The sequence below is a fragment of the Streptomyces varsoviensis genome (assembly GCF_000718635.1).
Lineage (GTDB): Bacteria > Actinomycetota > Actinomycetes > Streptomycetales > Streptomycetaceae > Streptomyces > Streptomyces varsoviensis.
On sequence record NZ_JOBF01000021.1, the window covers coordinates 1 to 22,659 of the forward strand.

23 protein-coding genes are annotated in these 22,659 nt (G+C 71.7%); 15 read left to right on the forward strand and 8 right to left on the reverse strand.

Going from position 1 to position 22,659, the window contains the following annotated elements; all coding sequences use genetic code 11:
- The first annotated feature begins 182 nt into the window (after positions 1–182).
- Both IF55_RS26225 and IF55_RS26230 read left to right on the forward strand, forming a co-directional pair.
- Positions 183–1,847, forward strand: coding sequence for a phospho-sugar mutase (locus IF55_RS26225; RefSeq protein WP_030887211.1), 1,665 nt, complete (start codon positions 183–185; stop codon positions 1,845–1,847).
- Between the two features lie 167 nt (positions 1,848–2,014).
- A complete protein-coding gene (locus tag IF55_RS26230) occupies positions 2,015–3,298 on the forward strand; it encodes a glycosyltransferase family 39 protein (RefSeq protein WP_157854480.1) in 1,284 nt (427 codons plus the stop codon).
- 29 nt (positions 3,299–3,327) lie between these two features.
- Here the strand turns inward: IF55_RS26230 and IF55_RS26235 are convergent, their stop codons facing one another.
- A complete protein-coding gene (locus IF55_RS26235; RefSeq protein ID WP_030887219.1) occupies positions 3,328–3,978 on the reverse strand; it encodes a PH domain-containing protein in 651 nt (216 codons plus the stop codon).
- A gap of 370 nt (positions 3,979–4,348) precedes the next feature.
- Between IF55_RS26235 and deoC the strand changes: the two genes are divergently transcribed.
- From deoC to IF55_RS26255, 4 genes are all read left to right on the forward strand, one after another.
- Positions 4,349–5,350, forward strand: coding sequence for a deoxyribose-phosphate aldolase (deoC, locus tag IF55_RS26240; protein WP_030887223.1), 1,002 nt, complete (start codon positions 4,349–4,351; stop codon positions 5,348–5,350).
- 7 nt (positions 5,351–5,357) lie between these two features.
- Positions 5,358–6,791, forward strand: coding sequence for an aldehyde dehydrogenase family protein (locus IF55_RS26245; protein ID WP_030887225.1), 1,434 nt, complete (start codon positions 5,358–5,360; stop codon positions 6,789–6,791).
- Positions 6,781–7,644, forward strand: a complete 864-nt coding sequence (locus IF55_RS26250) for an aldehyde dehydrogenase family protein (RefSeq protein WP_030887228.1) — start codon at positions 6,781–6,783, stop codon at positions 7,642–7,644. The genes IF55_RS26245 and IF55_RS26250 overlap by 11 nt, the downstream gene beginning before the upstream one ends.
- A 219-nt stretch (positions 7,645–7,863) precedes the next feature.
- On the forward strand, positions 7,864–8,793 hold the full coding sequence (locus IF55_RS26255; protein ID WP_030887231.1) for an NADP-dependent oxidoreductase: 930 nt from the start codon (positions 7,864–7,866) through the stop codon (positions 8,791–8,793).
- A gap of 817 nt (positions 8,794–9,610) precedes the next feature.
- Here IF55_RS26255 and IF55_RS26260 read toward each other — a convergent pair.
- Together IF55_RS26260 and IF55_RS26265 are read right to left on the reverse strand one after the other, a co-directional pair.
- Positions 9,611–9,817: a DUF397 domain-containing protein gene (locus IF55_RS26260; protein WP_030887233.1), complete on the reverse strand. Its 207-nt coding sequence runs from the start codon at positions 9,815–9,817 to the stop codon at positions 9,611–9,613.
- A complete protein-coding gene (locus IF55_RS26265) occupies positions 9,814–10,695 on the reverse strand; it encodes a helix-turn-helix domain-containing protein (protein ID WP_030887236.1) in 882 nt (293 codons plus the stop codon). Before IF55_RS26265 ends, IF55_RS26260 begins: the two co-directional genes overlap by 4 nt.
- Before the next feature lie 208 nt (positions 10,696–10,903).
- On the opposite strand from IF55_RS26265, the gene IF55_RS26270 reads away from it, so the two are divergent.
- Positions 10,904–11,299, forward strand: a complete 396-nt coding sequence (locus IF55_RS26270) for an ATP-binding protein (protein ID WP_030887239.1) — start codon at positions 10,904–10,906, stop codon at positions 11,297–11,299.
- Positions 11,300–11,718: 419 nt separating this feature from the next.
- Here IF55_RS26270 and IF55_RS26275 read toward each other — a convergent pair whose 3' ends face one another.
- Both IF55_RS26275 and IF55_RS26280 read right to left on the reverse strand, forming a co-directional pair.
- Positions 11,719–12,252, reverse strand: coding sequence for an L-threonylcarbamoyladenylate synthase (locus IF55_RS26275; RefSeq protein WP_051776202.1), 534 nt, complete (start codon positions 12,250–12,252; stop codon positions 11,719–11,721).
- A 21-nt stretch (positions 12,253–12,273) separates the two neighbouring features.
- A complete protein-coding gene (locus IF55_RS26280; RefSeq protein WP_030887244.1) occupies positions 12,274–12,876 on the reverse strand; it encodes a cysteine hydrolase family protein in 603 nt (200 codons plus the stop codon).
- A 107-nt stretch (positions 12,877–12,983) separates the two neighbouring features.
- Between IF55_RS26280 and IF55_RS26285 the strand changes: the two genes are divergently transcribed.
- The gene (locus tag IF55_RS26285; RefSeq protein ID WP_048832464.1) at positions 12,984–13,487 is read left to right on the forward strand and encodes a MarR family winged helix-turn-helix transcriptional regulator; all 504 of its coding nucleotides are present in this window, start codon (positions 12,984–12,986) and stop codon (positions 13,485–13,487) included.
- Positions 13,484–14,959, forward strand: a complete 1,476-nt coding sequence (locus IF55_RS26290; protein WP_048832466.1) for a DHA2 family efflux MFS transporter permease subunit — start codon at positions 13,484–13,486, stop codon at positions 14,957–14,959. The genes IF55_RS26285 and IF55_RS26290 overlap by 4 nt, the downstream gene beginning before the upstream one ends.
- A gap of 82 nt (positions 14,960–15,041) precedes the next feature.
- On the opposite strand, the gene IF55_RS26295 is transcribed toward IF55_RS26290, so the two are convergent.
- Positions 15,042–15,506, reverse strand: a complete 465-nt coding sequence (locus IF55_RS26295) for a hypothetical protein (protein WP_048832468.1) — start codon at positions 15,504–15,506, stop codon at positions 15,042–15,044.
- A 126-nt stretch (positions 15,507–15,632) separates the two neighbouring features.
- Here IF55_RS26295 and IF55_RS26300 point away from each other — a divergent pair, with 126 nt between their 5' ends.
- Positions 15,633–16,337: an ATP-binding protein gene (locus IF55_RS26300; RefSeq protein WP_245661420.1), complete on the forward strand. Its 705-nt coding sequence runs from the start codon at positions 15,633–15,635 to the stop codon at positions 16,335–16,337.
- Between the two features lie 172 nt (positions 16,338–16,509).
- Here IF55_RS26300 and IF55_RS26305 read toward each other — a convergent pair whose 3' ends face one another.
- Positions 16,510–17,283 carry a SigE family RNA polymerase sigma factor gene (locus IF55_RS26305; protein WP_030887260.1) on the reverse strand — a complete coding sequence of 258 codons (774 nt, stop codon included), beginning with the start codon at positions 17,281–17,283 and terminating at the stop codon, positions 16,510–16,512.
- A gap of 298 nt (positions 17,284–17,581) precedes the next feature.
- On the opposite strand from IF55_RS26305, the gene afsQ1 reads away from it, so the two are divergent.
- The 5 genes from afsQ1 (at position 17,582) to IF55_RS26330 (ending at position 21,975) form a co-directional block, all read left to right on the forward strand.
- Complete coding sequence (gene afsQ1 / locus IF55_RS26310; RefSeq protein WP_211270041.1) at positions 17,582–18,259, forward strand: response regulator transcription factor; 678 nt, start codon at positions 17,582–17,584, stop codon at positions 18,257–18,259.
- Positions 18,260–18,497: 238 nt separating this feature from the next.
- A complete protein-coding gene (locus tag IF55_RS26315; protein ID WP_048832497.1) occupies positions 18,498–20,135 on the forward strand; it encodes a sensor histidine kinase in 1,638 nt (545 codons plus the stop codon).
- Positions 20,132–20,878 (forward strand): hypothetical protein, encoded by a 747-nt coding sequence (locus IF55_RS26320; RefSeq protein WP_245661422.1) that lies wholly within the window; start codon positions 20,132–20,134, stop codon positions 20,876–20,878. The genes IF55_RS26315 and IF55_RS26320 overlap by 4 nt, the downstream gene beginning before the upstream one ends.
- 187 nt (positions 20,879–21,065) lie before the next feature.
- The gene (locus IF55_RS26325; RefSeq protein WP_030887268.1) at positions 21,066–21,629 is read left to right on the forward strand and encodes a VanZ family protein; all 564 of its coding nucleotides are present in this window, start codon (positions 21,066–21,068) and stop codon (positions 21,627–21,629) included.
- A gap of 139 nt (positions 21,630–21,768) precedes the next feature.
- A complete protein-coding gene (locus IF55_RS26330; RefSeq protein ID WP_030887270.1) occupies positions 21,769–21,975 on the forward strand; it encodes a PspC domain-containing protein in 207 nt (68 codons plus the stop codon).
- A gap of 167 nt (positions 21,976–22,142) precedes the next feature.
- On the opposite strand, the gene IF55_RS26335 is transcribed toward IF55_RS26330, so the two are convergent.
- Positions 22,143–22,541 (reverse strand): VOC family protein, encoded by a 399-nt coding sequence (locus IF55_RS26335; protein WP_030887271.1) that lies wholly within the window; start codon positions 22,539–22,541, stop codon positions 22,143–22,145.
- Positions 22,542–22,659: the final 118 nt, after the last annotated feature.

Here is a 22,659-nt window from a genome sequence, read left to right on the forward strand (position 1 = left end):
CAGCGGCAGCGAGTCGCGGTACGGCAGGCGGGCCGCGGCGGCCTTCCCGTCCGACCCGACACCCCACCCGCACCCAAACCGGAACCCAAACCCACCCGCACCCGCACCCGAACCCGCACGCACACGCACACGTACACACCCGGCAACGCAAGAACAACCGATCCCACTCCGGAGGAGCCCCCGTGGAGACAGACCTCATCGCCCGAGCCAAGGCGTGGCTCGCCGAGGACCCCGACAGCGAAACCCGCGACGAACTCGCCAAGCTCATCGAGGCCGAAGACCTCACCGAACTGACCGCCCGCTTCAGCGGCACCCTCCAGTTCGGCACCGCCGGCCTCCGCGGCGAACTAGGCGCCGGCCCCATGCGCATGAACCGCTCCGTCGTCATCCGCGCCGCCGCCGGCCTCGCCGCCTACCTCACAGCCCAAGGCCACACCGGCAAAACCGTCGTCATCGGTTACGACGCCCGCCACAAAAGCGCCGACTTCGCCCGCGACACCGCCGCCGTCATGGTCGGAGCGGGCCTCGAAGCGGCCCTGCTCCCCCACCCCCTCCCCACCCCCGTCCTGGCCTTCGCCATCCGCCACCTCGGCGCGGTCGCCGGCGTCGAGGTCACCGCGAGCCACAACCCGCCCCGCGACAACGGCTACAAGGTCTACCTGGGCGACGGCTCCCAGATCGTGCCCCCCGCCGACGCGGAGATCGCGGACCGGATCGCGGCGGTCGGCGCGCTGGCCGGCGTGGCCCGCCCGGACTCCGGCTGGGAGGTCCTCGGCGACGACGTCGTGGACGCCTATCTGCGGCGTACGGACGCGGTCCTGACCCCCGGCTCCCCCCGCGGCGCGAACGTCGTCTACACGCCCATGCACGGCGTCGGACGCACCACCCTGACCGCCGCCTTCGCCCGCGCCGGCTTCCCGGCCCCGACCGTCGTGCCCGAGCAGGCGGACCCGGACCCGGACTTCCCGACCGTGGCGTTCCCCAACCCGGAGGAGCCCGGCGCCATGGACCTGGCGTTCGCGACCGCGCGCCGCGTCGCCCCGGACCTCGTCATCGCCAACGACCCGGACGCGGACCGCTGCGCCGTGGCCGTACCGGCGCCCTCCACGGCAGCGGACTGGCGGATGCTGCGGGGCGACGAGGTGGGCGCGCTGCTGGCGGAGCACCTGGTGCGCAAGGGGGCCCGCGGCACGTTCGCCACGACGATCGTGTCGTCGTCGCTGCTGTCACGGATCGCGGCGGCGGCGCCGACGGACACCCCGTACGAGGAGACGCTCACGGGCTTCAAGTGGCTGGCGCGCACGCCGGGGCTGCGGTACGCGTACGAGGAGGCGCTGGGCTACTGCGTGGACCCGGAGGGCGTACGCGACAAGGACGGCATCACGGCGGCCCTGCTGATCGCGGAGCTGGCGTCGGAACTGAAGGAGGAGGGCCGTACGCTCACGGATCTGCTGGACGAGATCGCCGTACGGTACGGCCTGCACGCCACGGACCAACTCTCCGTGCGGGTGGAGGACCTGTCGGTGATCTCGGCGGCGATGCGGCGGCTGCGCGAACAGCCGCCGACCGCCCTGGCGGGGCTGCCGGTGGTGTCGGCGGAGGACTTGAGCGAGGGCACGGCGTCGCTGCCGCCGACCGACGGGCTGCGTTACCACTTGGCGGGTGACGCCGGGGTGGAATCGGCGCGCGTGGTCGTCCGGCCGAGCGGTACGGAGCCCAAGCTGAAGTGCTATCTGGAGGTCGTCGTCCCGGTGGACGCGGCGGCGGCGCTGAACCAGGCGCGTACGACGGCGGAGACGACGCTCACGGCCATCAAGGCGGACCTCTCTGAAGCAGCCGGTATCTGAGATTCCGTTACGTCGGCTATTAGGAGGCCCCCGGTTCTCAAACCAGGGGCCTCCCGCCCGTACGGGTGACATCCGTACTGCACCTGTCGCACCCGGCCCGGCGCCGCGCGAGGGGTGGGCGAAAGCCTGGACGGGTGTCTTCCAGCCCGCCGTCAGGAGCCGCCGAAGTGCCTCCGACCGCCTTCGCGCCGCCCGTGGCGCCGGCGGCGGAGGGCATCGCGCTGCGGCCCGTACGGGATGGGGCGCGGCACCGTTCGCGGCGGGCGCTGCGGCGGGCGGCCCCGGCGCTGCTCGGCTATGTGGCGGTACGGCTGCTCGGCGTCGTGGTGCTCGCGAAGTGGGCGCATCTCAAGGGCCACGGCCTGTGGCCGCAGCTCGCCAACCAGTGGGACTCGCGGTGGTACCTGGGCATCGCCAATCGGGGTTACGACGAGGTGCTGACGGGCGCCCGTAACACCTGCAACCTGGCGTTCTTCCCGCTGTACCCGTTCCTGGTGAAGGCGTTCGCGCACCCGCTGCCGCCGGGGCACCGGGCGAGCACGGGCCTCGCGCTGTCGGTGACGGCCTCGCTGCTGGCGGCGTGGGGCGTGTTCGCGGTCGGCGACCGGCTGTACGGGCGCCGGGTGGGGGTGGTCCTGGCGGTGCTGTGGGGCGTGACGCCGGTCGCGCTGGTGCAGTGGATGGGCTACACGGAGTCGCTGTTCACGGCGCTGGCGGCGTGGTCGCTGTACGCGGTGCTGACGGGCCGCTGGGTATGGGCCGGGTCCCTCTCGCTCCTCGCGGGCCTCACCCGCCCCACGGGGGTGGCGCTGGCGGCGGCGGTGACCGTGAGCGCGTTGCTGACGCTGCGCAGGGCGCGCCGGGAGCGCGCGACGGGCGCGGAAAGCGTCCCGGCGACAGGCGCAGGTGGCCCCCCGGCGGCAGGCACAGGAAACCCCCCGGCGGCGAGCATGGCCCGCGTCGTCACCGGCTGCGTCCTGGCCCCGCTCGGCTGGCTCGGCTACCTCGTCTGGGTCGCGGTGCGGCTCGGCCGCTGGGACGGCTACTTCGCGGTCCAGCGGACGTGGACGAACCAGATCGACGGCGGCGTCGAGACGCTGCGCTCGCTGCGCGAGACGCTCACCTATCAGGCTCGTCCGGAGCTGTTCCTGGTCGTCGTCTCGCTCGTCATCATGCTGTCGGCGGGGCTGTACGCGGTGTGCGTGGCGCGCCGGCAGCCGCCGCCGTTGCTGATCTTCACGGGCACGCTGCTGGTGATCGTGTTGTGCAGCGGCGGCGTGTACTTCCCCCGCGCCCGGTTCCTGCTGCCGGGCTTCCCCCTGCTGCTGCCGTTCGCGGTGGCCATCGCCCGGGCGAAGCGCCGTACGGCGTTGCTGGTGCTGGGCGGGGCGGCGCTGTGCTCGGCGTACCTCGGCGCGTACATGGCCCTGGTGTGGCCGAGCGCGCCGTAGGGTACGGGCTCCACCGCCCGCTCCCGACCTCAGCCGACCAGGTAGATGACCACCAGCGCCACGAACCCCACCACGGCCGGGGCGATGATCTCGTAGGCCCACTTCACGTGCGGCGCCCCTTGCGCGCCCTCGCGCGAGGCGTTGCGCTCGGAGAGTTCCCGGATCTCGTCGATGGCCTGGTCGGCGGGCGACCGCAACGGCTTGCCGCCGAGCGGGGCGTGCGGGGAGGTCTGCTGCGAGGAGTCGTCGAGGGAGGCCCGTACCTGCCGGCGGGCGGCCTGCTTGCGCGCGCGCAGGGACACCGGGATGGACCACATCTGGTACTTCGTGCCGCCCGCGAAGATCTCGCTGGAGTACCCGGCGCGCACCGCCTCGACGGCGGCCCACGGCAGCACGATCGTACGGAACGGGTTCCGCACCCGGATGCGGTCCTGACCGGCCCAGACGGCGGGCCGCACCGTGTACGCCACCACCAGCGGCACCACGAACAGCAGCCCGGCCACCGCCAGCCACGGTGTCCGGCCCGCCCCCCGCACCGCCGCGTCGATCCCCAGCCACCCCCCGAGCGCGAGCAGCAGCACCCCCGCCCCGATCGCCGCCGGTGAGCGGTAGCAGCGCTCGGCATACGCGGCCTCCCGCTGGTCGTCCGAGGGCTTGGGTGCGTCGTCCGGGGTCGTCATGCGCCCGATTCTGCCTGACAGTCCGGAAACCGGACGTTGCGGTACGGCATCGATACGGCCGACGGCACCCGCCCGGGCGACGGGAACGCGGACGGCAGGGGCACGGACGGCAGGGACGACGCGGACGGCAGGGACGACACGGGCGGCAGGGGCACGACGGCAGGGACGACGCGGGCGCCGGAAACACGAGCGCCGGAAACACGAGCGCCGGGAGCACGGGCGCCGGGAGCACGGGCGACAGAAGTACGGGCCGGGGGCGCCCCGCGGGCCAGGGCGCGAGGGACACCCCACCCGCCTCCCGCGGCCGTCACATCGCCATCCCCAGGGGGTGACAGGTCGCTACGCGCGTAGATATGCTCGGGTGGTGACCATGGCACCCCCTGCGGTAGTACCCGCACACGGCAACGACGCCGCGGAGCGACTGGCCTCGATGGCGGATGTGACCGCCAGCGACGGCGCGCTGCGCCGCTTCCTGCACGGACTGCCGGGCGTTGATGCGGTCGGGCTGGAGGCCCGCGCCGCCGCCCTCGGCACCCGCTCGATCAAGACCACGGCGAAGGCGTACGCCATCGACCTGGCGATCTCGATGATCGACCTGACCACCCTGGAGGGCGCGGACACCCCCGGCAAGGTCCGGGCGCTGTGCGCCAAGGGCGTCAACCCCGACCCCACCGACCGCGGCGCCCCCAAGGTGGCCGCGATCTGCGTCTATCCCGACATGGTCGGCACGGCGAAGGCCGCGCTGGGCGACTCGGGCATCCACGTCGCCTCGGTGGCGACGGCGTTCCCCTCCGGGCGCGCCGGGATGCCGGTGAAGCTCGCCGACACGACCGAGGCGGTGGCCGCCGGGGCGGACGAGATCGACATGGTGATCGACCGGGGCGCGTTCCTGAGTGGCCGTTATCTGTCGGTCTTCGAGGAGATCCAGCAGGTCAAGGCGGCCTGCCGGCGCGCGGACGGTTCCGCCGCGCACCTGAAGGTGATCTTCGAGACGGGCGAGCTGTCGACGTACGACAATGTGCGCCGCGCCTCTTGGCTCGCGATGCTCGCGGGCGCCGACTTCATCAAGACCTCCACGGGCAAGGTGGCCGTCAACGCCACGCCGCCGGTCACCCTGCTGATGCTGGAGGCCGTCCGCGACTTCCGCGACGCGGTGGGCGTGCGGGTCGGCGTGAAGCCCGCCGGCGGCATCCGCACCACCAAGGACGCGATCAAGTACCTGGTGATGGTGAACGAGACCCTGGGCGAGGAGTGGCTGACCGGCGAGTGGTTCCGCTTCGGCGCGTCGAGCCTGCTCAACGATCTGCTGATGCAGCGTCAGAAGCTCAGCACCGGCCGTTACTCCGGCCCCGATTACGTGACGGTGGACTGAGGCACCCATGACCTTCGCATACGCACCCGCCCCCGAATCCCGCTCCGTCGTCGACATCGCGCCCTCCTACGGGCTGTTCATCGACGGCGAGTTCACCGAGGCCGCCGGGGCCAAGGTCTTCAAGACCGTCTCCCCCGCCTCCGAGGAGGTCCTCTCCGAGGTGGCGCACGCCGCCGCCGAGGACGTGGACCGGGCCGTACGGGCGGCCCGCAAGGCGTTCGAGAAGTGGTCGGCGCTGCCGGGCGCGGAGCGCGCCAAGTATCTCTTCCGCATCGCCCGCATCATCCAGGAGCGCTCGCGCGAGCTGGCCGTCCTCGAAACCCTCGACAACGGCAAGCCGATCCGCGAGTCCCGCGACTCGGACCTGCCGCTGGTCGCCGCGCACTTCTTCTACTACGCGGGCTGGGCCGACAAGCTCCCCTACGCGGGCTTCGGCGCGGACCCCCGCCCGCTCGGCGTCGCCGGCCAGGTCATCCCCTGGAACTTCCCGCTCCTCATGCTGGCGTGGAAGATCGCCCCGGCCCTCGCCGCCGGCAACACGGTGGTCCTCAAGCCCGCCGAGACCACCCCGCTCTCCGCCCTCTTCTTCGCGGACATCTGCCGCCAGGCCGGTCTCCCCAAGGGTGTCGTCAACATCATCACGGGCGACGGCTCCACCGGCGCCGAGCTGGTCACGCACCCCGGCGTCGACAAGGTCGCCTTCACCGGTTCCACTGAGGTCGGCAAGGCCATCGCCCGTACGGTCGCGGGTACGGACAAGAAGCTCACCCTCGAACTCGGCGGCAAGGCGGCCAACATCGTCTTCGACGACGCCCCGGTCGACCAGGCCGTCGAGGGCATCGTCAACGGCATCTTCTTCAACCAGGGCCACGTCTGCTGCGCGGGCTCCCGGCTCCTCGTCCAGGAGTCCGTCGCGGACGAGATCCTGGACGCCCTCAAGCGCCGGATGAGCACCCTGCGCGTCGGCGACCCGCTCGACAAGAACACCGACATCGGGGCCATCAACTCCCCCGAACAGCTCGCCCGTATCCGGGAACTCGCCGACGCGGGCGAGGCGGAGGGCGCGGAGCGCTGGGCCCCGTCCTGCGAACTCCCCTCCACCGGCTACTGGTTCGCCCCTACCCTCTTCACGGGCGTGACGCAAGCCCACCGCATCGCCCGCGAGGAGATCTTCGGCCCGGTGCTGTCCGTGCTGACCTTCCGTACGCCCGCCGAGGCCGTGGAGAAGGCCAACAACACGCCGTACGGGCTCTCCGCCGGCGTGTGGACGGAGAAGGGCAGCCGAATCCTGTGGATGGCCGACAAGCTCCGGGCGGGCATCGTGTGGGCCAACACGTTCAACAAGTTCGACCCGGCCTCGCCCTTCGGCGGCTACAAGGAGTCGGGCTTCGGCCGCGAGGGCGGCCGCCACGGTCTGGAGGCGTACCTCAATGTCGGCTGATCGCTTGAGCGTGCTCAAGACCTACAAGCTGTACGTAGGGGGCAAGTTCCCCCGGTCCGAGAGCGGGCGGGTGTACGAGGTGACGGACTCCAAGGGCGACTGGCTCGCCAACGCCCCCCTCTCCTCCCGCAAGGACGCCCGCGACGCGGTCGTCGCCGCCCGCAAGGCGTTCGGCGGCTGGTCGGGCGCCACGGCCTACAACCGCGGCCAGGTCCTCTACCGCGTCGCCGAAATGCTCGAAGGCCGCCGCGACCAGTTCGTCTCGGAGGTCGCCGAGGCCGAGGGCCTTTCCAAGGCCAAGGCGACGGCCCAGGTGGACGCGGCCGTCGACCGCTGGGTCTGGTACGCGGGCTGGTCCGACAAGGTCGCCCAGATCGCCGGCTCCGCCAACCCGGTGGCCGGCCCGTTCTTCAACCTCTCCACCCCGGAGCCGACGGGCGTCGTGGCGGTGCTGGCCCCTCAGGACTCCTCCTTCCTGGGCCTGGTCTCCGTCCTCGCCCCGGCGATCGTCACCGGCAACACGGCGGTCGTGGTGGCGAGCGAGAAGTCCCCGCTCCCCGCGCTGTCGCTGGCCGAGGTCCTGGCCACCTCCGACGTGCCGGGCGGCGTCGTGAACGTCCTCTCCGGCCGTACGGGCGAGATCGCCGCCCCGCTCGCGGCCCACCAGGACGTCAACGCCATCGACCTGGCGGGGGCCGGCCCCGAACTGGCCAAGGAACTGGAGGCGTCCGCCGCGGACAACCTCAAGCGCGTCCTGCGCCCGCGACCGGCCGACTGGTCCGCGGACCCGGGCACGGAGCGCCTGCTGGCCTTCCTGGAGACGAAGACGGTCTGGCACCCGATGGGGGCGTGAGGGGCGTAGGGGGCGTACGGCCATGGGGGCCGTACGGACGTAGGGGGCGTACGGACGTAGGAGACGTACGGACGTAGCGCTGCGGGTGCGGCCACCGTCAATCATCGCGCGTCCTGTCGGATGGTGCGGACTGGCGAAGAGACGGTGGCCGCGGCCGTAGTCGACCCTGCGGGGCCAAAAAACGGAATACACCTCCGGTACGGCCCGTTGGCACTGCGCATGAAGGCAATCGCGTTGCAGCAGTACGGGGGTCCGGAAGCCCTGGAGCTCAGGGAGCTACCGGACCCGAAGGTCGCCCCGGGCGAGGTCCTCGTCCGGGTCAAGGCGGCGGGCGTCAACCCAGGGGACTGGAAGATCGCCGCCGGTCACCTCGACAGCGTCATGGAGACGCACTTCCCCTTCATCCCGGGCTGGGAAGTCTCCGGCATCGTCGAGGCCAGGGGTTTCGACGCCACCGAGTTCGAGGTCGGCGACGAGGTGGTGGGCTACATCTGGAAGGACTGGGCGCAGAACGGCGGTTACGCCGAACTCGTCTCCGCCCCGGTGCGTACGCTCGCCCGCAAGCCCAAGTCCCTCACCTGGTCGCAGGCCGCCGGGCTGCCGCTGGCCGGGGTGACGGCCTATCAGGCCATCCAGCGGCTCGACATCAGCAAGGGCGACACGGTGCTGATCCACGCGGCGTCCGGCGGTGTCGGCTCGTTCGGCGTGCAGATCGCCGTCGCCCGTGGAGCGCGCGTCATCGGCACCGCCGGCGCACGCAACCACGACTACCTCCGCGGGCTCGGCGCCGAGCCCGTCACCTACGGCGACGGCCTGACCGAGCGGGTGCGCGAACTGGCCCCCGACGGCGTCGACGCGGCGCTCGACTTCGTCGGCGGCGACGCGGTGGCCGTCTCCCAGAACGTACTCAAGAACCCCGACCGAGTCGCCTCCATCGTCGACGCCACCATCGCCGACAAGGGCGGCCACCACGTCTGGGCCCGCCCCAACCCCGACGACCTCGGCGCCCTCCGCGCCCTGGCCGACTCCGGCCAACTCTCCGTCACCATCGACCGCACCTTCCCCCTGGCCGAGGCAGCAGACGCCTGGCGAGCCATCCAGGCGGGCCACACCCGAGGCAAGATCGTGCTGGACGTCGACGCGAACTGACCCTTCGATTTGGACGCCTTCGCTGTCTGGGGCGGTATTCGGCGTGGGTGGGTGCGGCTTTCGTCTCGGACCCTCCGGGTCCAGAGCGCCGGCAGCGGGAGGGAGGGGGTGGGGCTGAGGCTGGTGCACTGCCTGCGGCCCGGCGGGCGGGCAAGGTTCAAGCTGGCTCCGCTGCGCTACGCAGCCGGTTACCGGCAGGTAGAGTGCGGTTACCACCCGACAAAAGCACCTTTAGGGACACCGAATCGGGCGGCAACCGCACTCTGTCGAACATCAAACCTGACACATCGGACATACCGGCCGCCCCCGCCGTCAGAGTTGCGTTCCCACAGGCGTGACCCCCTCTTCCACGGGCCGCAACTCCCCCGGGCGGAAGGGCACGAGGCGCAGCGCAGCGCGCCACCACCGACCCCGGCCGTCATCCCGCCCGCAGCCAACGAACCACAGCACCCCTTACCGCCTCGCTTCGCCTCCGGATGGGCCGCAGGCCCGAGACGCACCCGCGCCCGAAGAACCCGCCCCCACCTCATCGCGGCAGCAGCCAGCGGCGTAGCGCAGCGGAGCCAGCTTGAACCCCAGCCACAAGCCGGGCCGCAGGCAGCGCACCGGCCCCCGGCCCCGCCCCCTCCCTCCCGCTGCCGGCGCTCTGGACCCGGAGGGTCCGAGACGAAACCCGCACCCACCCACACCGAATACCGCCCCACACAACCCCTAACCACCCCCGCCGGGGATGCATCACTGGCGACCCCTTGCAACACTGTGCCCCGCTCACAGCTCGTCGCCGTGAACGGGGCCCAGTGCCGCACGCACATCCAAGTCAGTCGTCGAACTCCCCGGCCTTCACCCCATCCAGGAAAGCGGCCCACTCGGTGGGCGTGTAGAACTGGGTGCCACCGTCGCGATTCTTGCTGTCCCGGACAGCCCGGCCCCCGTCCGCCGTACGCGCCACCTCAACACAGTCCGTGTTGATCCCCTGCGAGGCCTTCGCCTTCTTGAACGCGGTCACTATCTCCTGGTTCTTCATGCCTCTTCTTTCTCACTCTCCGGGATGTTCCCTATGGCGTTCTGGAGAAAGGCCAGGCTCTTCTCCGGGCTCAAGGCCGCCGACCTGAGCGCTTCAAAGATGCGCGCATGCTTGGCCGTGTCCTCCAAGTTCTCAAGAATTACCGTGCTGGTCGTGATGTCGAACGCGACGGCTTCGGGGGCAGGTTCGGGGCCGAACGAGAACATCACGAAGTGCGAGGTCATGTGCGCGGCACCCCACTCCGAAAACGGGAGCACTTGAATCGTCACGTTCTGCCGCTGGGCCACGTTGAGGATGTGCTCCAACTGCTGACGGTGCACCTTCGTTGACGGCATCGGGGCGGTCAGGGCAGGCTCCCAGATGACAGCCGCAAAGTGTGACCCACTGGTCTCTTCGAGGACTCGTGCGCGCTCCCTGCGCACCGCGATTCCCTTCTCGACAGTCTCTGGCGAGTAGACAGTGTGACTCGCGTCGATCAGGGTCTGAAAGTAGCTCGGGGTTTGCAGTAGCCCCGGCACGAAGAGCGGTTGCCAGGAGCGGATGTACGACGCGTCAGTTTCCAGCGCGATCAAATCAGCGTGCTCGTCGCTGACCACTCCTGCATAGTCGAGCCACCACCCACGCTTGTTGCTCTGCCGAGCGAGGTGTTCCAACTGCACGCGCATGTTGGCGTCTTCGACCTCGTACAGGTCCAGCAAAACCCGCACATCCCCCACGCGGGACCCGCTGATACCCGCTTCGACTCGACTGATCTTCGCCATAGAGCACCCGAGCGCCTCAGCGGCATGCTCCTGATCGAGCCGAGCGGCGAGACGGTACCGCTTGAGTGCGGCACCAAGCCGCCGACTACGCACTGTGGGCTTCCCGCCTGCTGGCACGATGCCTCCCCTGCTCTTCGCATCCAGTCTGCACGGTAACGAGCTGCACCCGCCAGGGAGTTGCCACTCTGGGCGACTTGCAAACATACATTGACGTCCACTTGCACTCTGTTGCCCGACGGGGCTAGCTTCAATTACATCACGCTTCGCGCTCACCTTGGGACGCTGGGTGATCAAGTTCCGCCTGCCCACCACCCTTGGGGGACCTATGTCCGGGCGCACGAACACGAAGAGATTCCGAGTCCGCAAGGACTCGGTCCCCGAAGCCCGCCACCACGTCGAAGCACTCCTCACGGAGTGGAAACTCGGCGGCCTCATCGAAGACGCGTCACTCGTCGTCAGCGAGTTGACGACCAACGCCGTCGTCCACGCCAAGGGAATCGGCGATTTTTTCGAGGTGGAGCTGAGACGCCGGAGCGGCGTCCTGATCCTCGAAGTGTCGGACTCGTACCAGTGGCGGATGCCCGTGCTCAGGGACCCCGGCGACGAAGACGCCGACGGGCGCGGGCTGTTGATCGTCAACGCCCTGGCGGAGAAGTGGGGCGTTCGCCCGCGCCGGACCGGCAAGACGGTCTGGGCCCAGTTGCCGATCCACCACGAGTGACCGGCGTGCTGAACGCGCAGCACACCTCAAAGCGCCCGCTCTGGAAGGAGGCGAAACATGCGAACAAGCCTGATGCACCGGCCCGCTGCCATGGGCCGCGTCGGCTGGTGGTGCGAGTTCACGCTGTGGGACCCAGCGGACGACGTCAGCCACCTGGCGGGCGACGTCTGTACGAGTGCGGCGGATACGCCGGCACACGCACTGGCCTGGATGCGGCTCGCCGTGCGGACGGTACTGATCACCTTCGACCCCGAGGACTTCACCCGCGTCTCCGGTGGCTCGACCACGGCCAGTGGGAGGCGGTCATGCGCCTCAAGGCGGGTGAGCCGTACACGTTCGTCGCGTCTTCAGGAGGTACCCGAGCCGAATGGTCCGTCCGCCCAGTCCTGTTCCTCCCCGTCCTGTTCCTGCCCATGGCTTCATGCGGCGGGCCCGGTGCGGCCGATGACCTCCTCGATCGCGGCGCGGGGGATCACGCCCGTACGCACGATGACGGGGGCGCCGTCACCGGCGGTGAAGTCGACGATGGTGGACGGCGCGGCCCCGCTCGGGCCGCCGTCGAGGTACGTGTGGACCGTGTCTCCGAGCTGGGCCCTGGCCTCGGCGAGGCTGGTGGCGGGTGGGCGGCCGGTGAGGTTGGCGCTGGACTGGGCGACGGGGCCTGAGCTGTCCAGCAGGGCGAGGGCCAACGGGTGGTCGGGCATGCGGACCATGACGGTTCCGGCGGTGTTGCCGAGGTTCCAGGCCAGGGAGGGCGCTGCGGGCAGGATGAGGGAGAGGGCCCCGGGCCAGAAGGCTTCGGTCATCAGGCGGCCCTCGGGCGGCAGGGACTGGACCAGCGTTTCGACTGTGGCGAGGTCGGTGGCCAGGACGGTGGCCTGCGCACGGGAACCGGGACCGGCGCGGTCGCTCGGCCGACGCCGGCGTACGGTCAGCGGGCCGCCGCCTGGCACGCGAGCCGTCGGCGCGTACAGTCAGCGGGCCGCCGCCCGGCGCGCCGCGTCTTCGAAGGCGGCGACGCCGAGAACGTCGGCCTGGGTGGGCAGGACGGACTCCATCAGCGTGCGGTGAAGCCGCGGATCGGGGTCGTCGCAGGCATCGGCCAGCACGAACAGGCGGTAGTCGCGATCGGCGGCCTCGCGCACGGTGGACAGGACCACGCCACTGGTGATGACGCCGGCCAGGACCAGGGTGTCGATGCCCTGTTCGCGCAGGAACGCGTCCAGCGAGGTGGTGCTGAACGCGCCGACGCGGGTCTTGGTGACCGTATGCACGTCCGCGCTCCCGCGCCCTTCCCTGAGCGAGGGGTGGACGTCGTTGTCGCGTTCCGCCGCCGCCAGGCCGCCGGTCTCGGCCAGGGGCGCGAACACCTTGTTGTGAGCGGGCACGGCCGCGTGGTCGTCGTCGGTGAACGCGACGCGGACGTGGATTTCGCGGATGCCGGCCGCGAGGGCGGCGCGCTGGGCCCGTTGGGCGTTCCGCAAGAGGCGGTCCGGCTCGGGGAGTTCGTGCAGCAGGGAGGGCTGGAGGTCCATGAGCAGCAGCGCGGTCCGGCCGGGGGTCAGGGCGGGGATCATGCTCGTCACGTGCGGTTCCTTCGTCGTGGGGGCGGGCTTCTCGCGGTGCCGGGGGCCACTGTGCGAGGGTTTACTACAGCGCTGTAGTATCCAGTACTGTAGTAAACATGACGAGCGACGAACAAGTCGGCTGGCTCAGCCCCGACGAACTGCGGACCTTTCGCGCCTTCAACCGCGCCTGGGAGGCGGCCACCGCCCGCTTGGACGCCGACATGGAACGCGCCGCGGGCCTGCCGCGCAGCTACTTCGACATCCTGTGGCGACTGCGCAGGGCGCCGGGGCGGTCCCTGCGGATGAGCCGGCTGGCGGAGCTCACCCACTCCAAGTCCAGCCGGATCACCCACGCCGTGGGCCGGTTGGAGGCGGACGGGCTGGTACGTCGCGAAGTCCCGCCGGGCGACCGGCGCGGCTGGCTGGCGGTCCTCACCGACGAAGGGCTGCGGCGGGTGGAGCGGGCGGCCCCCGTCTACGCGGCGAGCGTGCGCGAGCACGTCCTCGGTCCCCTGACCGGCCAGGCCCGCGACCAGCTCACGGACATCGGCGAAACGCTCCTCGCCCGTCTCGACCCCGAGGCGCTGCCCGGCGCCCCGGACAAGGAGGAAAGAACATGACCACCCCGCTGACCCGCACGGGAGCCACAGCCCGGGAGCCCGCGCGCGGCCCGACGCCGCGGCTGTGGCAGGTGCAGGTCGTCGCCGGGCTCGGCGGCTTCCTCGCCGGGGTCAACACCTCCACCATGGACGTCGCCCTGCCCACCGTCGGCCGCCACTTCGGCGCCTCCGCGTCGGCCGCGTCCTGGACCCTGCTGTCCTACATGCTCGTGACCACCGTGCTGGTCTTCGTCTTCGGCCGGGTCGCGGACCTGGTCGGCCGCCGCCGCATGTACCTGACCGGCATCGCCCTGCTCACGGGCGGCAGCCTGCTGTGCGGTCTCGCGCCCTCCGTCACCTGGCTGATCGTCTTCCGCTGCGTGCAGGCCGTCGGCGCCGCCGCGCTGCTGTGCAACATCACCGCCCTGATCACCGACGCCTTCCCGGCCCGCCGGCTGCCCACCGCCCTCGGCGTCAACGTCACCGTCGCCGCTCTCGCCCAGGTCGTCGGCCCGGCCCTCGGCGGCGCGCTGGCGTCCGGGCTGGGCTGGCGCGCGGTGTTCTGGTTCAACGTCCCCATCGGCGTACTCGGCCTGCTCTGGGCCGCTTTCACGCTCCGCCGCGACCCCGTCGCCTCCGGCCGGGAGCCCTTCGACTACCTCGGCGCCGGCCTGTCCACGCTCGCCCTCGGCGGCCTCGTCCTGGCCCTGAACGAAGGGGGAGCACTCGGCTGGACCAGCCCCGCGGTCCTCACCGGCCTCGGCCTCTTCGCCGTCTTCACCCCGCTCTTCCTGGCCGTCCAGGCCCGCCGCCGGCACCCGCTCATCGACCTGGGCCTGTTCGCCGACCGGGCCCGCGCCATGGCCTATCTCGCGCTCTTCCTCATGGCCATGGCGTACTTCGCCGTCGTGCTGCTCATGTCGCTCTACCTCCAGGCCGCCTCCGGCATGCCCGCCTACCGGGCCGGACTGCACGTCCTGTACGTCGCCGTGGCCATGGCCGCCGTCTCCCCCGCCGCCGGACGGCTCCGGGCGCGGTTCAGCGCACGCGCCCTGTCCAGCGCCGGGCTCGTCCTGACGGCCGCTGGGCTGTCCGCCCTGGCCGCGCTGATCGACCCGGCCATGAACAGCGCCGTCCTCGCCGCCTGCCTGCTGGCCGTCGGCGCCGGCGTGGGCCTGTTCATGACTCCCAACACCAGCGCCATCATGGGATCGGTCCCCGCCCAGCGTCGCGGCATCGCCAACGGCGTACGCCAGACCACCCAGAATGCCGGTTACGCCGTCAGCACCGCCCTCGCCCTGGCCATCGCCACCAGCCAACTGCCGGGCCCGGTCAAGGAGGCCGCCTACGCGGGCACCGCCCACGGCCTCGCCCCCCACACCATCGACGCCCTCACCACCGGCTACCGCTGGGCCCTCCTCACCCTCGCCTGCGCCTGCGTCCTCGGCCTCATAGCCTCGCTGAACCGAGGCCCCGACCACCCCGCCCCCTGACGCCCGCCCACCGGCCCGCCGCGCGCCGGCCCGCCCTCCACCGGTCCGCCGCGCACCGGTCCGCCGCCCACCGATCCACCGCTCACCCCGGCAGCAGATCCACCACCGGCCCCACCAGCGGCAGGTCCTTCACGCCTCCGCCGTCCGTCACCGGGCCGGTCAGGAGGCTGGTCCCGACCGGCTTGAAGTCCGCGATCTGGGTGCCGACGCCGTTGTTGAGCGGGTCCGAGCCCGTACGGGCCAGGGGGTCGAGGCGCAGGTTCTTCACGGGGGCGACGCCGCCGCCCAAGGAGCTGCCCAGGGCCTTGGTGACCGGCCCGGTCGGCACCGCCGCCGCCAGGACCGTGCCCGCGTCCGCGGTGGGCACGCCCTTCGCCTCCGGCGGGGCGGCGTCCGGGACGGCGGCGGCGTTCGCCGCCGTCGCGCCGCCCGCTGCGCACGCCGCGCCCGCCGTCACGCTCAACAGCCCGGCACGCAGCAGGACGCGTGGCAGGAGGGGTTGCGAGGAGCGTGCGGGACGGGCGCGGTGGCGTGCGTACGAGGCCATGGGTACCTGCCGGAAAGTAGGGGCTTGTAATCAATCGCGCACCCAACGTAGTTGAGCCACGCCGATCCTCGCATTCCCCTGCCCTCGGACTCCCCCGACCGGACCAATGCCGCACACTGGTGACCCGTGACCCCCCACCTGCCCCGCACCCGCGTCATCCTGCTGACCGGCCCCTCGGGTTCCGGCAAGTCGTCCCTCGCCGCCCGCACCGGGCTGCCCGTGCTCAACCTCGACGACTTCTACAAGGAGATCGGCGACCCCACGCTCCCCCAACTGGCGAGCGGCGAGGGCGCGGACTGGGACTCCCCGCTCTCGTGGGACTCCGCCGCGGCCGTCGCGGCCATCGCCGAGCTGTGCGGTACGTCCCGTACGTCCGTACCGCTGTACGACATCGCCACCAGCTCGCGGCGCGGCGCCGAACAGCTCGACATCGGGCGTACGCCGCTGTTCATAGCCGAGGGCATCTTCGCCGCCGACATCATCGAGGACTGCCGCGAACTGGGGCTCCTCGCCGACGCCATCTGCCTGCGCGGCCGGCCCTCCACCACGTTCCGCCGGCGGCTGCTGCGCGATCTGCGCGAGAGCCGCAAGCCCGTCCCCTATCTGATCCGCCGCGGCCTGCGGCTGCTGCGCGCCGAGCGGTCGATCGTCGCCCGGCACACCGCGCTCGGCGCGTACGCCTGCGGCAAGGACACCGCCATGGGCCGGATCGCCTCCGCCGCGGCCGGACGGCGCGAGAAAACCTGCATGAACACGCGAGACACGAATACGGCCGCGGGCATGGACATGGACATGGGTATGAACGTCTCGGGGACGACAGGCACCGCCTGAGGAGGAACACAGCAAGAAGCGGGGCCGGACAGACCCCCCGGCTGTCCGGCCCCGCTCCCCTTTCCCCCGATATCCCCCGTTCCCCCCTCTTCTCCTCTGTTTCCCCCGATCCCCCGTGATTCCCCGTGAACCCCCGTTCCCGGTTCCCCCTCGGGCCCCCGTTTCCCCCTCCTCAGGCCACCAGCTCGCCGAAGGCTTCTTCCTCGTCACGGCCGAGGCTCAGCGCCTCGTCGTCGCGCATCCGGCGCAGCGAACGCCAGATGCTGCTCTTGACCGTGCCGACGCTGATGTCGAGTATCTCCGCGATCTCCGGGTCCGTACGGCCCTCGTAGTAGCGGAGCACGAGCATCGTGCGCTGTAGTTCGGGCAGCCGGGCCAGCGCCTGCCACAGCACGGCGCGCAGCTCGGTGCCGCGCATCGCGTCGTGGTCGCCGGCGGTCTCCGGCAGCTCCTCGGTCGGGTATTCGTTGAGCTTGCGCCGCCGCCAGGCGCTGATGTGCAGATTGGTCATCGTGCGGCGGAGGTAGCCGCCGACCGCGGCCTTGTCGGTGATCCGGTCCCAGGCGCGGTACGTGGAGAACAGCGCGCTCTGGAGCAGGTCCTCCGCCTCGAAGCGGTCGCCGGTCAGGTGGTACGCGGTCGCGTACAGGGAGGCCCTGCGCTCCTGGACGTAGGCGGTGAAGGCCGCTTCGGCGTCCGGCTGCCCGGTCTCGGCGGTCTTCTCGGCCCGTTCGGGCTTCCGCTGCGTCCCGGTCCCCCGCGGTTCCCCCGCGGCCTCCCCGTACACGGTCGCGTCGATGGCCACCATGTACGGCGGCCGTCCGCGTCCGGTGCCGCGAGCGCACCCCCGTCCGCTCACGGCACCGGACTTCTCCGGGCTCCGTACGGCGTCGTGCAGGCGCGTGCGAATGACTGCGCTGGTCGTGGTGCTGTGCAGTGTGTTCATGTCGCGCCCCCCGTCGTTGGAGCCAGCTCGTTCGGTCGGTGTATCGGACGGTCGTTCTGTCCGATGGCCAAAACAATGCCGGGCCAGTTTCATCGCGCTGTCCGGCGTCTGTCACAGGCGCGTCACAAGGGCGCCCGGCGGTGCCACTCGGGGCCGTGACACCGGGAATTCACCTGCCGCGGGGGCGCACGGAACCGGCCCGTCCGCCGTCCGTCACCCGCGCACCACAAGGGGAGGTGCTGTGTGGGAGCGCTTCTACGGTCGAACTCCCAGCCTGTCTTAGTCCAGAATGACCAACGTGCCCTACCTGCTGCTGATCGAGGACGACGACGCCATCCGCACGGCCCTCGAACTCTCCCTGTCGCGCCAGGGTCACCGTGTGGTGACCGCGGCGACGGGAGAGGACGGTCTGAAAATGCTGCGCGAGCAGCGCCCGGATCTGATCGTGCTGGATGTGATGCTGCCCGGTATCGACGGCTTTGAGGTGTGCCGCCGCATTCGGCGCACCGATCAGTTGCCGATCATCCTGCTCACCGCGCGCAACGACGACATCGACGTCGTGGTGGGCCTGGAGTCGGGCGCGGACGACTATGTGGTGAAGCCGGTGCAGGGGCGGGTGCTCGACGCCCGCATCCGCGCGGTGCTGCGCCGCGGGGAGCGCGAGTCGAGCGACTCCGCCTCGTTCGGGTCGCTGGTCATCGACCGGTCCGCCATGACCGTCACCAAGAACGGCGAGGATCTCCAGCTCACCCCGACCGAGCTGCGGCTGCTGCTGGAGCTGAGCCGCCGGCCGGGGCAGGCGCTCTCGCGCCAGCAGTTGCTGCGGCTGGTGTGGGAACACGACTACCTCGGCGACTCGCGGCTCGTCGACGCCTGTGTGCAGCGGCTCCGCGCCAAGGTCGAGGACGTTCCCTCGTCCCCGACCCTGATCCGTACGGTCCGTGGCGTCGGCTACCGGCTGGACACGCCTTCGTGAAGCGGACGGCGACGGTATACCGGGGCCACGCCCGTACGGGCGGTGCCGGCACGGACGATGCCGGCACGGGCAGTACCGGCACGGGCGATGCCGGCACGGGCGGTACTGGCACGGGCGGTGCCGGCACGGGCAGCGGCGGGGCGGACAGCGGTGGGACGGACAGTTGAGCACAGTGACGGACGAGCCCGGCCGGGTACGAGGCCCGGGGGCCGCCGCCCATAAGTTCGTACAGCGCAGCATGCGCTGGCTCAGCCTGCGGCTGCGGCTGATGCTGGTCTTCGCGCTCGTCGCGCTGGCCGCCGCGGTCTCCGCGTCCGGCATCGCGTACTGGCTCAACCGCGACGCGGTCCTCACCCGCACCCAGGACGCCGCGCTCGACGACTTCCGCAAGTCCCTCCAGGACAACACGGCCTCTCTGCCGCCCACCCCGACCTGCGCGGAGCTCCAGCAGGCCGCGGACCGGATGGCGGACACCACCCAGAAGTACGAGGTGCTGCTGATCGGCTCCGTGGAGGGCGGCGGGGACTGCGCCGCGCCCTCGAACCGCGACCTGTTCACGCTGAAGGTCGTGCCGAAGTCGCTGCGCGCGGCGGTCGTACGGGAACGGCCGGTGGACGAGTCCAACCGGTACCCGTACCACCTGTACTGGCAGCGGATCACGCTCGACGGCACGCCGTACCTGGTGGGCGGCGCGAAGGTGATCGGCGGCGGCCCGACCGGCTATCTGCTCAAGTCGCTGGAGAACGAGCGGCAGGACCTCAACTCGCTGGCCTGGTCGCTGGGGATCGCGACAGGCCTGGCCCTGATCGGCTCCGCGCTGCTCGCGCAGGCCGCCGCGTCGACGGTGCTGCGGCCCGTACAGCGGCTCGGCGACGCGGCGCGGCGGCTCGGCGAGGGGAAGCTCGACACCCGGCTGCGGGTGTCCGGCACCGACGAGCTGGCCGACCTGTCGCGGACCTTCAACAAGACGGCCGAGTCGCTGGAGAAGCGCGTCGAGGAGCTGAGCGCCCGGGAGGCGGCCAGCCGGCGGTTCGTCGCGGACATGTCGCACGAGCTGCGGACCCCGCTGACCGCGATCACCGCCGTGACCGAGGTGCTGGAGGAGGAGGCCGAGTCCCTCGACCCGATGATCCGGCCCGCCGTGGAACTCGTCGTCAGCGAGACCCGGCGCCTCGGCGACCTGGTGGAGAACCTGATGGAGGTCACCCGCTTCGACGCGGGCACCGCCCGCCTGGTCCTCGACTCCGTCGATGTCGCGGACCAGGTCACCGCCTGCATCGACGCCCGGGCCTGGCTCGACGCCGTGGAACTGGACGCCGCCCGCGGCATCATCGCCCGCCTCGACCCGCGCCGCCTCGACGTCATCCTCGCCAACCTCATCGGCAACGCCCTCAAGCACGGCGGCTCCCCCGTGCGCGTCGCCGTACGCACCGACGGCGACGACCTCGTCATCGAGGTACGCGACCACGGGCCGGGCATCCCCGAAGAGGTGCTGCCGCACGTCTTCGACCGCTTCTACAAGGCCAGCGCCTCCCGGCCCCGTTCCGAGGGCAGCGGCCTCGGCCTGTCGATCGCGCTGGAGAACGCCCACATCCACGGCGGCGAGATCTCCGCCGCCAATTCGCCGCTGGGCGGCGCTGTATTCACCCTCACGCTGCCGCGCGACGCGTCCCGGCTCTCGCCGGACGAGGACGACGACAGCGGGGAGGACGGCGCGGCCAGGGCCGCGGCCTCCTCCCAGCAGGCCGGAGGGGCTGCCGGCGGGGGCGGCCGGGGCGCGGCGGCCGACAGCGGTAACGAGGTCGGCGGCGAGGAGCCGGGTGAAGGACCGGCCCAGGGGCCGGGGAAGAGTTCGACGGAAGGCGGCGACCGATGAGGCTGAGCATGGTGGCTCGTACGGGCCGTATCGGCCGTATCGGTCTTGTCGGTCGTACGGGCCGCAGCGCCGGAAGCGGTCGTGACGCTGGTACGGGCGGTACGGGCGGTACGGGCCCCAGCGTCCGGCCGCCCTCCCCCAAGAGGCCCCGCTGGGCGGCGAAGGTGTCGGCGCTGGTCGTGGCTGGGGGGCTGCTTGCCGGATGCGGGATTCGGGGGACGTCGGTGCCGGTGGACGCGGGGAGCGCGCCGTCGCGGGCGACGTGCGTCGTGCGGCCGGGCGGCGGGGAGAGCGCGTCGGCCGATGGCCAGGCGGTCTCGGTGTACCTGGTGTGCGCCTCGCAACTGCTGCCGGTGACCCGGACGCTGCGGCTGCCGGAGGGCGATGCCGCAGGCGACCCGGTGCGGGTGGCCGGCGCGTTCCTAGAGCAGTTGCGGCAGCCGCCGCTGGCGGCGGAGGAGGAGGCGGGGTTCTCCACGGACGTGCCCGCCGGGCTGTCGGTCTCGGGGCCGCGCGACGGCGACCCGTCGGCGGCGCTGCGGCTGAGCCGGTCGCCGGACGAGCTGCCGCCGTTCGCGCTGGCGCAGCTCGTGTGCACCTTCGCGGGGACCGCGGCGGCCGACGGCGGCCGCGGCGTGGTGCTGGGCGGGCCGGAGGACGGCAAGCCGCGGCGCTATGAGTGCACCGACGAGATGCGTTCCCGTCCGCAGTCCGCCCCGACGGGCTCCCCGGTCTCGTCGTGACGGTCGCCTCGCCGTGACAGGGGCGTCGCCTCGTGACGGGGGTACCGTCGCGTCCTCACCGGGTCGTCGCCTCGTGCCCCCGCCGTCGTCTCGTACCGCGAACGACCCGGCCGTCGCGCCGCGACCCGCCGGTCGCCCCTGACTCTCTGTGGCCGTGGACGGAACCGCGGCCACCGCACCACGCGTCATGGGAGGCGTGCAGGGTCATGGTTACGGCGGTTCAGCCGCCCTCCGATACCGCTACCGCGCCGTGGGGCTCGTCCTCGCGGCCGCCCATCTCCTCGTCGTCGGCTGGCTGACCCTGCGCCCGCTGACCGCGCCATGGGTGCCCGCCACCAGCCCCGAGCCGCTGGCCACCATCCGCGCCGACCTGGCGCTCGGCGCGTGGGAGGCGACGTGCGCCATCGGCGGATCGATGCTGCTGCTCGCGCCGCTGGGCGTGCTGCTGCCGCTGGCGGGCGGGCGGCTGGCGGTGGCGCCGCTGATGTCGCTGTCCCGGACGGTGTTCGCCGGGGTGATGATCTCGCTGACGCTGCAACTGGTGCGGAGCGGCGTCGCGGGCCAGGTCCTGCACGTGGATGAGCTGCTGCTGAACTCGGCGGGCGTGGCCGTCGCCCATCTGGCGGTGGTGCCGCTGGTACGAGCCCGGCTCCGCCGCCGGTATGAGGGCCCCCGGCCGCGCCCCCTCCGCCGGGAGGACGGGCCCCAGAGCGCGGCCCCCACGATCCCCAGGGTCAAGACGGCCCCGTAGTCGGACGGCTTCGCGCAGGTCACGGGCCTACCGTGGAGACACGGGCAAACGCTTCCGCGGCGGCGGCCCCGCCCCGTCCCTTACGCGATTGCCAACACCCTGACAACGCTGACAACGCTGACAACGAGGAGTCGCCATCATGTCCGCTCCGCTGGTCCGTTCCCGCAACAACAAGGTCCTCGGCGGCGTCTGCGCGGGTCTGGCCCGGCGCTTCGGCACCACGCCCACGACGATGCGGGTGATCTTCCTGGTGTCGTGCCTGCTGCCCGGCCCGCAGTTCCTGATCTACCTCGCGCTCTGGGTGCTGCTGCCCTCCGAGGACACGCACCGCAAGACGGCTTGGTGACCGCCGCGAACGGTCACTCTCCGTAGGCGTCACAGCATCGCGGTCGCACGGCTACCGAGTACGCGACGGCGGGCCGCATCCCAGAAGGGGGTGCGGCCCGTAGTCGTACGCGCCCACCGCGCCTCGCCGCCCACCGCGCCTCGCCGGCCGCAGCGCCCTCGCCGGCCTCAGCGGCCGAACTTCTCCTTGGCCTCCGGCGTGACCGGCGTGAAGAAGTTGACGAGGTTGCCGTCGGGGTCGCGGAAGAGCAGCGCGCGGTTGCCCCAGGGCATCGTGGTGGGCTCGTTCACGAAGTCCGTCACGATCTCCTTCAGGTCCTCGTAGACGCTGTCCACGTCGTCCACCAGGAATTCGAGGATGACGGTGCGGTTCGCGGCCGGTTCGGCGGAGCCGGGCGCGAACAGCGGGACGGTGTTGGTGCTGCCGATCGCGAGGGTGCCCGAACCGGTCCTGATCTCGGCGAACTCCTTGTGGCCCCAGGTGGCGGGCACCTTGGTGACGCGCTCGTAGAAGTCGACGAGGCGGGTGATGTCCGCGGTGATGACGCGGGAGGAGACGAAGTCCATGGTTTTTCTCCTGGTACGGCCGTACGGCCATGTTGTGCGGTTTCGGCGCTCTTCGATGCTCGGTCACGGCCGTGCCGTTCGGGCTGACGGCCGGGCCGCTGGCGCCTACGGCCACACG